Source organism: Paraburkholderia sp. (assembly GCF_028283785.1).
GTDB lineage: Bacteria > Pseudomonadota > Gammaproteobacteria > Burkholderiales > Burkholderiaceae > Paraburkholderia.
The window spans coordinates 80,841-92,937 of sequence record NZ_JAPWKB010000017.1 but is presented as its reverse complement, the minus strand read 5'-3'; the positions used below and the strand labels follow the sequence as shown (position 1 = coordinate 92,937).

Sequence of the window (12,097 nt, the reverse complement as noted above, 5' to 3'; positions counted from 1 at the left end):
GGGGCCGCAGAGCGCCATCCCGCCGTCGCCGGCTAAATGACTGCGCGTAACGATTTGTATCAGAATGTTCGCGCGGCGCGTTTTATGCGACATGCACTTTACAATTCCGCTTGAATTTTAATCGCCTATCCGGCCCCTTTTTCGCATAAACGTCGTTTGCACGATTGTCGTTGAAAGCCAGAAGTGCCGGAGGGGGGCAGACCCGTTGACGAGTCGCGCGAAGCGGCTTTCCGGATCGTCGGACTCGCCGCGCATCGGATCGCGCGCGCATCGCCGGCACACTGGACAGCGGGCCTGCCATGAATACGGCAGGAGTCGAACATGTTGAGACGTCATTTCGACCGATCATTGAAGGCAGGCGTCGCGGCCCTCGGGTTGGCGATTCTTTTGAGTGGTTGCGTGGACCTCCCGCAGCAGGATGCACAAAGCGGTAGCCCGTCGCCGTCCAGCGGCAATGCCGCTCAGGGCGCGGCGTCGGCGAACGCTGCGGCCGTTCAGCAGGCGCAGGACGCGGCCGCTCAGGCGGCAGCACTGAACAAGGCGATTCCGCAACCGTACCGGATCAAGCGTGGCGACACGCTGGGCGCGATCGCGGAGCGCAATCAGGTCAGCGTCAAGGATTTGCAGACGTGGAACGGCCTGAAGCCGCGTGCGCGGATGAAGATCGGTCAGACGCTGCATATCGCGTCGCCGGATACCGAACGCGCGGCGCGCGCGGCCGCGACCGCTGCGGCGAAACACGCTGCGGAACTGGCGGCAGCGGCGGGAAGCGGCGTTGCATCGACCCCGTTGGTGGCGAAAAACGCGTTGGGCGAGAACGGCGTTAGTGGCCCGAAGGCAGCCAACGCAGCGAATGCAGCCAACGCGACCGACACGGCTTCCGTGCCGCCCGCGGCAAACCCGAACGCACCATCGCCGACTGCGGCACGTGAAGTCATCGCGCAAACCGAGCGACACGCGAATCATGTTTCGCTGGCCTGGCCCGCGCAGGGTAGCGTCGTCGAGCCGTTCCAGGCGGGCGAAACGCGTGGCATCGAAATCGGCGGCAAGGCGGGCGATCCCGTGCTGGCCGCAGCCGACGGCAAGGTCATGTATGCGGGCACCGGCCTGAACGAGTACGGCAGTCTGATCATCGTCCAGCACAACAAAGACTTTCTGACCGCCTACGCGCATAACCGCAAGCTGCTCGTGAAAACCGGTGACGTCGTCCGTCAGGGCGAGCAGATCGCTGAAATGGGCGCGGCGAACAGTCCACGCGTCGCGGTGCTGTTCGAGTTGCGCCACGACGGCAAACCGATCGATCCGATGCCGTATCTGCCGGGCAAACCGAGCTGACCGGATTCGATCCGGTAGCCAACCCGGTCGCCAGAAAAAAAGCCCCGCCGACAGAGTCGGCGGGGCTTTTTTGCATCTGGCGATTCGTGCTCCCGCAGGTTCTCACCTATCGCCGCGCGACTCACCGTTCGCGATTTCGGCGCAATGCGGTGTATCGAACGTTGCGGTGCTCGTAACCCGGTTAGCAATCGGCGGAATCATCGTTTTATGCGTTAAAAACAGGCACATTCTAAAGTGATGTCTGCGCAAGCATCGCGTTTTGCGACCGGATGCTGCGTCGTCCGGAACAAAAATCGCGTGATCCGGACGAAAAGCGCTGCGCGCGTAAAGGTGAGCGTTTCCGGGAGCGTTACGTCGCTTCGATACGGCGCAATGCCTGCGCCACGCGTCCATGCTCGTGAAGGATCGCGGGGCTTGCCTGAAGCAGCGGCAGATAGCGCGGCAAGAACGTATTGTTCGGCGCGTCGGATGAAAACAGCCCGGTCACGGCTTCGACGGAAGCGGTCCGGTCGGCGCCGGTCGCTTCCTTGTCGTCGAGGGTTTCGTCGATATTCGCGATTACCGTGGACAGCGGCGTCAACCAGCGAAAACCGCTGCCGCTGATCAGCACCTGAAGGAACGCAGCCGGCGTGGTCGGGCCGAATTCCTTTTCATACGACGCGCGTTCGTGATCGAGAATCGCCTTGTGCAACGACAGCAACGGCTTGCGAATCTCGTTCAGAAACTGGATGGTCTGTTCTGCATTCATGGCCCGGCTCTCTTCCGTAATGGTCTGCGAACCATGTTACCGCAGCGCCTTCCGACGGATTCGGCCGGTGTGCATCAGCGTTGCTGAGACAGACGCTGGCGTCGTTCGAGCACGCGCGCGTACCAGGTCAGCGGGAAGCACATCGCGAAATAGATCAGCGCGACCATCCCGTAGATCGGGAACGGACGGAACGCCGCGTTGGTGATCATCGTGCCGGTCTTGGTCAGTTCGGTGAAGCCGATGATGGACGTCAGCGCCGTGCTTTTGACCACTTGCACCAGAAAACCGACGGTCGGCGCGACCGCGATTTTCAGCGCCTGCGGCCACACGATATAGCGCAGCTGCTGCGCGAAGGTCATGCCGAGGCTCGCGCCCGCAGCCCATTGCCCGCGCGGCACCGCTTCGACGCAACCGCGCCAGATATCGACCAGATACGCGCTGGTGTACAACGTCAGCGTGACGGCGGCGGCGGTCCACGGCGAGACGTCCACGCCGATCAGCGGCAAACCGAAAAACGCGACGAACAATTGCATCAGCAGCGGCGTGCCCTGAAACAGCTCGACGTAGACCGTCACGATCCGGCGCAGCCACGGCATCGGCGACACGCGCATCGCGAGCAGAATCAGACCGGCCACGCCGCCGCCGATAAACGCGATCAGCGACAGCAATACGGTCCAGCGCGCTGCCATCAGCAGGTTGCGCGCGATGTCCCACAACGTGAATTCGACCATGTCAGCGCTCCGTAGGCAGCGAGCGCCCACCGCGCCACGCAAACAGCATCCGTCCGAAACGGCTGCCCTGTTGCGGCGTGCGCATTGCACGGCCGGCGAACAGGCGGCTGCCCAGACGGTTCATCAATTGACGCAATACGATCGACAGGACGAGATACGTGACCGTGATGATCAGATAGCTTTCGAACGAGCGGAAATTGCGCGACTGGATAAAGTTCGCCGCGTAGGTCAGATCGGGCACCGCGATCTGCGACACGACCGCCGACCCGAGCATTACGATCAGCACCTGGCTGACCAGCGCCGGAAAGACGTTGGCGACCGCCTGCGGCAGCACGACGTGCCGGAAAATATGCGGACCTTGCAGACCGAGCGCCTGCGCCGCCTGAACCTGTCCGCGCGACACGGAATCGATGCCCGCGCGAAGAATCTCGGTCGAATACGCGCCGAGATTGATGGTCATCGCGAGGATCGACGCCTGGACTTCGTCGATATGAATGCCGAGGCTCGGCAGCCCGAAGAAGATAAAAAACAGCTGGACGATAAAGGGCGTGTTGCGGATCACCTCCACGTAAGTGGCGACGATCGTGCGCGCCCAGCGCGGTCCGGCAAGCCCGACGCCGGCGCACGCGACGGCGACGACCGCACCGAGCACCGTCGACGCGGCGGTCAGGGCCAGCGTCACGGCGGTGCCCCGCGCAAGCAGGCTCGCGTAGACACCGAAGCCGCTGAAATCGAATGCGTAGGTCATGGCGAGTGTGAGTGGAAAGCAGCAATGAGCCGAAAGCGCGGCCGTGCGGGACGGGCCGCCAGCGCGGCGCGTCTTTCGCACTGTATCCGACCAAAATAAGCGTCAACAGCGCGCGTCGCATGAGCGCCACGCATGGCGTCGCGCTTTCGTGGATCGCGCGGTCTTTTTGGATCGTCTATCCTGTGGCCTTTGCAGGCCGGTGCGACCGTTTATCGTCAGCCGGCCGGATGCATTTTCCTGATGCCTGAAGACGGTTACTCCGGTGCGGGCCGCGCATGTCGTCCATGCGTTCGACCCAACCGGGTCCGGACTCGCTCACGCCCATTTTCGCGCTGATTTTTTGCGCTCAACGCCGCACAGATCCGATGCGCCGACTTCCGCCCCTGAACGCGTTGCAGATTTTCGAGACCGTCGCGCGGCATCGCAGCTTCACGCGCGCCGCCGATCATCTGTGTCTGACCCAGGGCGCGGTCAGCCGGCAGATCATCGCGCTCGAGGACTACTACAAGTTTCCGCTGTTCAAACGTCACGCGAAGGGACTGACGCTGACCGCCGAAGGCGAATTGCTGTTGCCTGCCGTGAAGGAGAGTTTCGCGCGGATCGAAGAGATTTCGTTGCGTCTGACGCGTCAGCGCACGGACCTCGCGCTGAAGGTGCCGACCTGCGTGATGAGCTGGATGCTGCCGAAGATCATGCAGTTCCAGGCGGAATTTCCGGATTTGCATGTCCAGATCACCACGACTTGGCAGCACGACGTCGATTTCCAGGTCGAGCCGTTCGACGCCGCGATCGTCTACGGGACGTCCCCGGGGGCGGACGTGCAGGCGGTGCCGCTGTTCGAGGAGCGCCTGACGCCGGTATGCGCGCCCGATCTGCTAAAGGAAAAGCCGCTCGCGCGGGTCGAGGATCTGGCGCGGCACACGTTGCTGCATCCGACCCGCGATCATCGCGACTGGCGGATGTGGCTCGATCACGTTGACGCGCGCGATGTCGATGCCGCGAACGGGCCGAGCTTCGATACGCTCGATCTCGCGACCAACGCGGCGCTGCAAGGCTTCGGCGTCGCGATCAGCGATCTCGCGCTGATCGACGACGATGTCGCCGCGCGTCGTCTGGTCCGCCCGTTCGACACCGTGTTGACGACCGGCGCGCGTTATTACTTCGTGTATCCCGAATGCGTGTCGCATCTTCAGAAGGTGAATCTGTTCCGCGACTGGCTCGCCGAACGGATGGCGCACTGAGCGGCGCGCCTCAAGGCGCGAACGACAAGAACAGATACGCCGCCAGCAACGACAGATGCACCGCGCCTTGAAGAATGGTGGTGCGTCCGGTGCCGAGCGTCAGCGTGCCGACTACCAGCGTCAGAAACAGCAACACCGTTTCCTTGCCGTCGATGCCGAGAATCAGCGGCTGCTTCGTCACCAGAAACACGCCCGCCACCGTCGGAATCGTCAAACCGATGCTGGCGAGCGCCGAGCCGAGCGCCAGGTTGAGACTGGTTTGCAGCCGATCGGCGCGCGCCGCGCGCACGGCCGCGAGCGCTTCGGGCAGCAGCACCAGCGCCGCGATCACAATGCCGACGACGGCCGGCGGCGCGCCCGCATCGCGAACCGCGGCCTCGACCACCGGCGACAGCAGCTTGGCCAGCAGCACCACGGCGACCAGGCACACCAGCAACATAATCGCGCTCGTGAGCGTCACGCCATTGCTGGGCGGCGCGGCATGCGCGTCCTCACCGGGCGCGTCCGCGAGAAAATAGTCGCGGTGACGCACGGTCTGCACGAACACGAATACGCCGTACAACACCAGCGACGACACGCCCGCGAACGCCAGTTGTGCCGGCGACAGCACCGGCCCGGCATGCGTCGTCGTGTAATTGGGCATCACCAGCGTCAGCACCGACAACGACGCCAGCACGGCCAGCGAGGCACTGGCGCCCTGAATCCGGAAATCCTGCTCGCGATGCCGGATGCCGCCCACCAGCAGACAGATCCCGACGATCCCGTTGCTGACCAGCATCACCGCGGCGAACACCGTGTCGCGTGCGAGACCGGCTTTTTCCGGACCGGCCGTCAGCATCACCGAGACGATCAGCGCGACTTCGATCACCGTTACCGCAATCGCGAGCACCAACGTGCCGAACGGCTCGCCGACCTTATGCGCGACCACTTCCGCGTGATGCACGCCCGCGAACACCGCGCCCGCGAGCGCTGCGCCGACCAGCGCGATCAGCACGGGCTGGCCGGGCACGACGACCGCCGCGCCGAAGATCAGCCACGCGGCGATCGGCACCCACAGGGTCCAGCGGGGCAACACAATCGAAGAAGTCGACATGCGGTGAGTGTCCTATGGTGTGGTTATCAGACGGCGTTGCCGGCGCGGGCCGCGCGGCACACTTGCGAAACTGGATCAGGAATCTGCGCTAATACCCTAAAATATAACGATATTCTTTCTAAACTCACAGGCAGCACCGCGCCGGTCTGCAAGGAGACACCGTGATTCGTAGTCAGGAAACGCTCAATCTGCTGCTCGACAGCATCAGCCGCTTCGTTCGCGAACGACTCGTGCCGAACGAAGAAATCGTCGCGGAGACAGATCAGATTCCAGCCGGGCTGCTTCAGGAAATGAAAGACCTCGGGCTGTTCGGTCTGTGTTTGCCGGAAGAGTATGGCGGCCTCGGCCTGACGATGGAAGAAGAAGTGCTCGCCGCGTTCGAACTCGGCAAGACGTCGCCGGCATTCCGCTCGGCGATCGGCAGCAATAACGGCATCGGCTCGACCGGTCTGGTGGTCGATGGCACGGCCGCGCAGAAGGAGAAATATCTGCCGCGGCTCGCGTCCGGCGAGTTGATCGGCTCGTTCTGCCTGACCGAGCCGGAAGCGGGATCGGACGCGGCGTCGCTGAAAACTCGCGCGGTCCGCGACGGCGACCACTACGTGCTCAACGGCACCAAGCGCTTCATCACCAATGCGCCCGAAGCCGGTCTGTTCACGGTGATGGCGCGCACCGGCCGCGATGCGAGCGGCGCGGACACGAAGGGCGCGGACGCGATCTCGGCTTTCGTCGTCGAAGCCGGCACGGCGGGGCTGTCGCTGGGCAAGATCGATCGCAAGATGGGTCAGAAGGGCGCGCATACCTGCGACGTGATCTTCGAAAACTGCCGGGTGCCGGTCGAGAATCTGATCGGCGAGAAAGAGGGCGTCGGTTTCAAGACGGCGATGAAAGTGCTCGATAAGGGTCGTCTGCATATCGCGGCCGTGGCGACCGGCGCGGCGGAACGCATGCTTGCCGACGCGTTGCGCTATGCGATCGATCGCAAGCAGTTCGACAAGCCGATCATCGACTTCCAGTTGGTTCAGGCCATGCTCGCCGACAGCCAGGCCGAAATCTACGCGTCGCGCTGCATGATCGTCGATGCCGCGAAGAAGCGCGACAACGGCGAGCGCGTCACCAGCGAAGCGTCGTGCGCGAAGATGTTCGCGACGGAAATGTGCGGGCGGGTCGCCGACCGGGCCGTGCAGATTTTTGGCGGCGCGGGCTATATGAGCGAATACGGCATCGAGCGTTTTTATCGTGACGTGCGCCTGTTTCGCATTTACGAAGGCACGACGCAGATCCAGCAGATCGTGATCGCGCGCGAACTGCGGCGCAGCGCCGGAGGCTGAGCCATCGGCGCCCGGCTGCGGGCGGGGAGCACAAAAACAGAAGCGCCGCCGTGCGGGAAGCACGGCGGCGCTTTTTTCGTGACGAACAAGAACAATGCGTTCTTGCGCGCTCGACCGGCGCCGGTGGCGTCGGTCGTGATGACCGGCCGGCTTATTGGCCGATTGCGCGGATCGTCAGTGCGTTCTTCACCGACGTCACGCCGGAGACGCCCTGCGCGGCCGTCGTTGCCAGATCGGCTTGCGCCTGTTCCGGCACCGAGCCTTCGAGCGTCACCGCACCGCTGCGTGCGCGCACGACGATATTGCTGACCGACAGGCCCTTCGTCTTCGACAGCGCGCGACGGACGTTCTTCGCGAGCGCACGATTGGCGGACTTGGTGGCCTTCGCGCTGGTCGGCGCCGGTGCGGTGGCGGCTGCGTCGCTGCTTTGCGCGTACGCGTTCAACGATGCCAGCACGATCAGTGCGCCGCTAACGAGCTTGATTGCTTTGGTTGCTTTCATTCAACTTTCTCCTGATGTCATGGTGGCCGGCGGACCCGATCGGGCCCGCGCTTACTGCACAAACGGTACTTCGGGATTGGATCGGAATGGAACGGACTGCGCGGTGCTGTACGGCTGCGTGCCGGCCGGGCGGGCCTGAGCGCATGCGCGTTCGGGGCTGGATGCTGGCCGGAGGTTAAAGATACTCCAAATGGTGTCAGGATGATCGCTATGGTGTACACGGATTGAGGTATCGATACAACGCAGGTTGCGCGCGATCATCGATCGGGTGCGTCTGCGCGAAACGGAGGTGACGGTGACAGCTGATCCGGTAACGGGCGTGGTTCGGGATTCGCTTCGGGATCCGATGGTTTTGCGGCCGCTCGTGCGCGATCGATTGCCGGTCGATACGGTCGAGATGGCGCGCTTCCTGATTGGCCGCTACGTCGTTCACGATCTGCCCGAAGGCCGCACCGGCGGACGGATCGTCGAAACGGAAGCGTATCCCGTCGGCGATTCGACCAGTCATGCGTTTCACGGACGCCGCAAATACAACGGCGCGCTGTTTCTCGCGCCTGGCCACGCGTATGTGCGGCTGACGTATGGCGCGTGCTTCGTGCTGAATGTGTCGAGCGAACCGGCGGGTACGGGCGCTGGCGTGTTGATCCGCGCAATCGAGCCGTTCGAAGGCGACGCGCTCGAACGCATGAAGGCGCGTCGGCCGGGCGCGAGCCTGCGCGATCTCACGCGCGGACCGGGACGGCTGGCGGCGGCCCTCGGCATCGACCTGTCCTTCGACAGCGTGGACCTCTGCACGGGCGAGGGCCTGTGGCTCGGCGAGCGCGCGGTTCCGGGTGCATCGGACGCGTCGGACGCGTCCGATGCTTCGGCGGATCACCGAACGGGTGAGATCGGCGTTACGACGCGGATCGGCCTCACGCGGGAAACAGAGCGTTTGCTGCGCTTTTATGCGCGCGGCAGTGTCTACATCAGCGGACCTCAGCGTTTGCTGGCGAAATGAGCCCGCTCGCGAGCACTCGACGCGCGGTCGTCAATGCAGTCAGATCGACCGGAAGCGACCTGACAAACCCGACAATTATTACGGAATTGGTCACTCCAATGGTGCATTGACCCTTGTTACGTTTTGATTCTTGTTGATCTCGCAATTATGTATCTTGCAATTAAGGGTTTTCCCTTGAGCAACCGTTGCCTAGACTGAAGTCACTCGCTTCCCACACACGGTGAGAAGCGACGCAAAAAAACTTTAGGAGGTAGTCACCATGAAGTCGCTGATCAAGGCCGTCGCTATTGCCGCAGTTCTCGCCGCTCCGGTTGCTTCTTTCGCCCAGTCGAGCCAACAACCCGTGACGCGCGCCGAAGTGCGTAGTCAACTGATCCAGATCGAGCAGGCAGGGTACAACCCGGCCACCGCCAGCGATCCGACCTATCCGGCTGATATCCAGGCCGCCGAAAGTCGCGTTCAGGCTCAAGACCAGACCGCACAAAACGTGAATCCCGTTGCCGATACCAGCGGTTACGGTGGCGCGGTGAGCGGTTCGTCGTCGTCGGGCCGTGCAATGGATGCGCAAACGCCGGAACAACGCTCGATTTACTTCGGCAACTAAACCCGTCTGAGATTTATCGTTGCACCGATTGGCGGCTCGCGCGCGTGACGAACATCGACGCGGGTCGGCCAACGCTTCCACGCGCGCGAGTGTGTGCGTGACGAATCAATCGAAGATCCTCAAAATCCGCGCGACCGCGAGCGCCCGATGCGCCGCAGTCAGCGCCGAACGCTGAATGTTGGTCGCGCGGAGCCAGAACATCTGGAACCTCCGCTGCCGAAAGGTAGCTTCGCCCAATCCCGTGACGGGTTTGGGCTTTTTTTGCGACTGGATGCGCGAGGGGTTGCGGAGGATCGAAGATGGGCGCGCATGCGACTACCGTATGCGCGAGTCCGCTACAACGATGAAAACGCTGCGATTGCATCGCCCGTCTGCGAATGCAGGTCAGGTATGTTCGCCGCCGTTGATGTAGGTTTCGAGTTGCTGGATCGTGAACTGCTGTTCCGCGATGATGTTCTTCACCAGATCGCCGATCGATACCATGCCGACGAGCCGTTCCTGATCGATAACCGGCAGGTGGCGCATGCGCCGTTCGGTCATCAGCGCCATGCAGTCGTCGGTGGTTTGTTCGAGGCGCACGAAGCGCACCGCGCGGCTCATGATGTCGCGTACCGGCGTCGCCTTCGACGAGCGTTCCATCAGCACCACCTTGCGCGCGTAGTCGCGTTCCGTAACGATCCCCGCGATGCTTTCGCCTTCCGTGACCACCAGCGCCCCGATCTGCTTGTCGGCCATCAGCTTGATCGCGTTGTAGACCGAGTCAGCCGCGTCGATCGTATACACGGTGTTTTCTGGTTTCGATTTGAGAACTTGTGCAACGCTGGTCATGAAGCGGCTCCGTTTTTCGCATTGCAGCACGCCGGAAGACGTGCTGTCGTCGTGAAGGACAGGCTCTTCCAGTATAGGCGGCCTGGGTCGACGCGGCGTGCGTTCCTGAACATTCGCTTACAGTGCGACGCCCCGACATCCTGACGATACCGCGCCGACGCGCGATCCGCGCATGTCGTTTTTCCTGGGTTCCGCGATATGACGACGCGATTGCCGCGTGCACTGGAACGGCGTAGACCGGATGCAAAGTGCCGTCGGATTCGCGGCACATTCACGCTGCACGTGTGCGGCCGCCGGTCCCGACGAGATGCGATGACGACCCAGCCCGGTGCATACGTGGGATGCGCGAGCGCGTTTAGCGGTAAACTCCAGTTCCACACTTTATCCCCGGTCGTCTACGGGTTCATGCCAGACATTTTGCTTAACGCCATGCCCACGCCTCACGTACCGTCGCAAGCAGACGGCGAAATCAACGGCGAATGCGTCGTCCTCGACGCGACCGCCACGCTTCCCACCCGTTACGGCACGTTCACGTCTTATGTGTTCCGGCTTCGCGAGACGGGCGCCGAACATCTGGCGCTCGTGATGGGCGATGTCGCGAACAAGTCGTCGGTGCTGACGCGTTTGCATTCCGAATGTTTGACGGGCGACGTGCTCGGCTCCTATCGCTGCGATTGCGGCGAACAGCTCGATCTCGCGTTGCGCTATATCGCGGCCGAGGGCTGCGGCGTGTTGCTGTATCTGCGCGGTCACGAAGGACGCGGGATCGGCCTGTCGAACAAGATTCGCGCGTACGCGCTTCAAGAGCAGGGCCGCGACACGGTCGAGGCGAATCTCGATCTCGGTTTGCCCGACGACGCGCGCGAATACGATTCGGCGGCGGGCATTCTGCGCACGTTGCAGGTCACATCGGTTCGGTTGATGAGCAACAATCCGAACAAGTTCGACACGCTGACGAAGCACGGTATTCCGGTATGCGAACGCGTGGCACTCGCCATTCCGATGCGTGAAGAAAACGAGCGGTATATCCGCACGAAGCAGGAAAAGTTCGGCCACTACTTCGAAGAAAACGAGTAATACTTTTTTCACCTTTCCCGTCAGCCTTGCTGTGCAAGGTTGATGCGGCCGAGATTTCCCCTTGGCGTGCGATTGCGGTATTGGTCTTGTCAGAACTTAGCTCAGCGATACTCGCTTGCACCTTGCGATCCTTGAGCAGTTGGCGTAGCTTTTTCGTAAGTCTCGATCGGAAAACTACGTAGAACCCCGGCGTGGATCAAACACTTACGCCGGAGCATTTATGTGATTCGGCGCCCGTGCATTAACCCAACTGAAGACAGGGGACCATCTCACGCTTGACGGTTTCCCGGACTGCGTCTTTAGGCAACAGAAAGCCGTAGCGTCGACCTATCGCTACAAATCCCCGATTGACGGCCTTATGCGTCAGATCAAGTTGGGAGAGTGGCCGGCAAAGACTTTTGCCGCTGGAATTGCCGAGTTGCAGAGGTATCGTGTGGCTCGCGATGCAGGAGGCGACCCGGCTGTGGAGAAGCGGCAAAAGAGTGGATCGGGAGAGGCCGCTTGGGATATGAAAGCTACACGGTCAGGCAGGGCTGCCGCGGCTACCTCGAAGGCTGCCTAGAGCCAAATCGCAAGAAGACGATCGGACACGAGGCGGGGCTTTGGTAAACGATTTTCTCGCACTAATTTTTGAACACTTGCCTCGGAGAGGGCAACCGTTTCTGAGACGGCGATCATGTCCAGATAGATCGGCTTGATTTTTCTCATATTGCTTTACTCACTACGTACCTGCACATTTAGCTTATTCGATATGACGCGGTGGCCGCGCGTTTCTGTCTTCTTTGCCCCTTCGGAACTCCTGCTTCGCCGTGTTAGCGTTATTTGCCGATCACTTCGAAGGTCCACATGCATTCGGCGG

At 62.2% G+C, this 12,097-nt stretch carries 12 protein-coding genes; 6 read left to right on the top strand and 6 right to left on the bottom strand.

What is annotated here, in order from left to right; translation table 11 throughout:
• Window positions 1-321 precede the first annotated feature (321 nt).
• Entirely contained in the window at window positions 322-1,335 is a 1,014-nt protein-coding gene (locus PW947_RS19185; protein ID WP_299633940.1) for a peptidoglycan DD-metalloendopeptidase family protein, read from the top strand.
• A gap of 349 nt (window positions 1,336-1,684) precedes the next feature.
• On the opposite strand, the gene PW947_RS19180 is transcribed toward PW947_RS19185, so the two are convergent.
• The 3 genes from PW947_RS19180 to PW947_RS19170 all read right to left on the bottom strand — a co-directional run bounded on the left by PW947_RS19180 (window position 1,685) and on the right by PW947_RS19170 (window position 3,562).
• Window positions 1,685-2,083 carry a hypothetical protein gene (locus tag PW947_RS19180; RefSeq protein ID WP_299633939.1) on the bottom strand — a complete coding sequence of 133 codons (399 nt, stop codon included), beginning with the start codon at window positions 2,081-2,083 and terminating at the stop codon, window positions 1,685-1,687.
• A 74-nt stretch (window positions 2,084-2,157) separates the two neighbouring features.
• A complete protein-coding gene (locus tag PW947_RS19175; RefSeq protein ID WP_299633938.1) occupies window positions 2,158-2,814 on the bottom strand; it encodes an amino acid ABC transporter permease in 657 nt (218 codons plus the stop codon).
• A gap of 1 nt (window position 2,815) precedes the next feature.
• Complete coding sequence (locus PW947_RS19170; RefSeq protein ID WP_299633937.1) at window positions 2,816-3,562, bottom strand: amino acid ABC transporter permease; 747 nt, start codon at window positions 3,560-3,562, stop codon at window positions 2,816-2,818.
• A gap of 365 nt (window positions 3,563-3,927) precedes the next feature.
• Here PW947_RS19170 and PW947_RS19165 point away from each other — a divergent pair, with 365 nt between their 5' ends.
• On the top strand, window positions 3,928-4,803 hold the full coding sequence (locus PW947_RS19165; protein WP_299633935.1) for a LysR substrate-binding domain-containing protein: 876 nt from the start codon (window positions 3,928-3,930) through the stop codon (window positions 4,801-4,803).
• A 10-nt stretch (window positions 4,804-4,813) separates the two neighbouring features.
• On the opposite strand, the gene PW947_RS19160 is transcribed toward PW947_RS19165, so the two are convergent.
• Window positions 4,814-5,896, bottom strand: coding sequence for an ionic transporter y4hA (locus PW947_RS19160; RefSeq protein ID WP_299633934.1), 1,083 nt, complete (start codon window positions 5,894-5,896; stop codon window positions 4,814-4,816).
• A 161-nt stretch (window positions 5,897-6,057) separates the two neighbouring features.
• Here PW947_RS19160 and PW947_RS19155 point away from each other — a divergent pair, with 161 nt between their 5' ends.
• Window positions 6,058-7,227 carry an acyl-CoA dehydrogenase family protein gene (locus PW947_RS19155; RefSeq protein WP_299633933.1) on the top strand — a complete coding sequence of 390 codons (1,170 nt, stop codon included), beginning with the start codon at window positions 6,058-6,060 and terminating at the stop codon, window positions 7,225-7,227.
• 151 nt (window positions 7,228-7,378) lie between these two features.
• On the opposite strand, the gene PW947_RS19150 is transcribed toward PW947_RS19155, so the two are convergent.
• The gene (locus tag PW947_RS19150) at window positions 7,379-7,729 is read right to left on the bottom strand and encodes a BON domain-containing protein (RefSeq protein ID WP_299633932.1); all 351 of its coding nucleotides are present in this window, start codon (window positions 7,727-7,729) and stop codon (window positions 7,379-7,381) included.
• Window positions 7,730-8,075: 346 nt separating this feature from the next.
• On the opposite strand from PW947_RS19150, the gene PW947_RS19145 reads away from it, so the two are divergent.
• Both PW947_RS19145 and PW947_RS19140 read left to right on the top strand, forming a co-directional pair.
• Window positions 8,076-8,729: a DNA-3-methyladenine glycosylase gene (locus PW947_RS19145; protein ID WP_299634071.1), complete on the top strand. Its 654-nt coding sequence runs from the start codon at window positions 8,076-8,078 to the stop codon at window positions 8,727-8,729.
• A gap of 259 nt (window positions 8,730-8,988) precedes the next feature.
• Complete coding sequence (locus PW947_RS19140) at window positions 8,989-9,333, top strand: DUF4148 domain-containing protein (protein ID WP_299633931.1); 345 nt, start codon at window positions 8,989-8,991, stop codon at window positions 9,331-9,333.
• Window positions 9,334-9,717: 384 nt separating this feature from the next.
• Here the strand turns inward: PW947_RS19140 and PW947_RS19135 are convergent, their stop codons facing one another.
• A complete protein-coding gene (locus tag PW947_RS19135) occupies window positions 9,718-10,161 on the bottom strand; it encodes a CBS domain-containing protein (RefSeq protein WP_299633930.1) in 444 nt (147 codons plus the stop codon).
• A gap of 429 nt (window positions 10,162-10,590) precedes the next feature.
• Here PW947_RS19135 and ribA point away from each other — a divergent pair, with 429 nt between their 5' ends.
• Window positions 10,591-11,238 carry a GTP cyclohydrolase II gene (ribA, locus tag PW947_RS19130; protein ID WP_299633929.1) on the top strand — a complete coding sequence of 216 codons (648 nt, stop codon included), beginning with the start codon at window positions 10,591-10,593 and terminating at the stop codon, window positions 11,236-11,238.
• Window positions 11,239-12,097 lie beyond the last annotated feature (859 nt).

Bases quoted from the DNA above. Each gene is read 5' to 3' on its own strand.
- PW947_RS19185 (WP_299633940.1), top strand. From the start codon at position 322: ATGTTGAGACGTCATTTCGACCGATCATTGAAGGCAGGCGTCGCGGCC.
- PW947_RS19180 (WP_299633939.1), bottom strand. From the start codon at position 2,083: ATGAATGCAGAACAGACCATCCAGTTTCTGAACGAGATTCGCAAGCCG.
- PW947_RS19175 (WP_299633938.1), bottom strand. From the start codon at position 2,814: ATGGTCGAATTCACGTTGTGGGACATCGCGCGCAACCTGCTGATGGCA.
- PW947_RS19170 (WP_299633937.1), bottom strand. From the start codon at position 3,562: ATGACCTACGCATTCGATTTCAGCGGCTTCGGTGTCTACGCGAGCCTG.
- PW947_RS19165 (WP_299633935.1), top strand. From the start codon at position 3,928: ATGCGCCGACTTCCGCCCCTGAACGCGTTGCAGATTTTCGAGACCGTC.
- PW947_RS19160 (WP_299633934.1), bottom strand. From the start codon at position 5,896: ATGTCGACTTCTTCGATTGTGTTGCCCCGCTGGACCCTGTGGGTGCCG.
- PW947_RS19150 (WP_299633932.1), bottom strand. From the start codon at position 7,729: ATGAAAGCAACCAAAGCAATCAAGCTCGTTAGCGGCGCACTGATCGTG.
- PW947_RS19145 (WP_299634071.1), top strand. From the start codon at position 8,076: ATGGTTTTGCGGCCGCTCGTGCGCGATCGATTGCCGGTCGATACGGTC.
- PW947_RS19140 (WP_299633931.1), top strand. From the start codon at position 8,989: ATGAAGTCGCTGATCAAGGCCGTCGCTATTGCCGCAGTTCTCGCCGCT.
- PW947_RS19135 (WP_299633930.1), bottom strand. From the start codon at position 10,161: ATGACCAGCGTTGCACAAGTTCTCAAATCGAAACCAGAAAACACCGTG.
- ribA (WP_299633929.1), top strand. From the start codon at position 10,591: ATGCCCACGCCTCACGTACCGTCGCAAGCAGACGGCGAAATCAACGGC.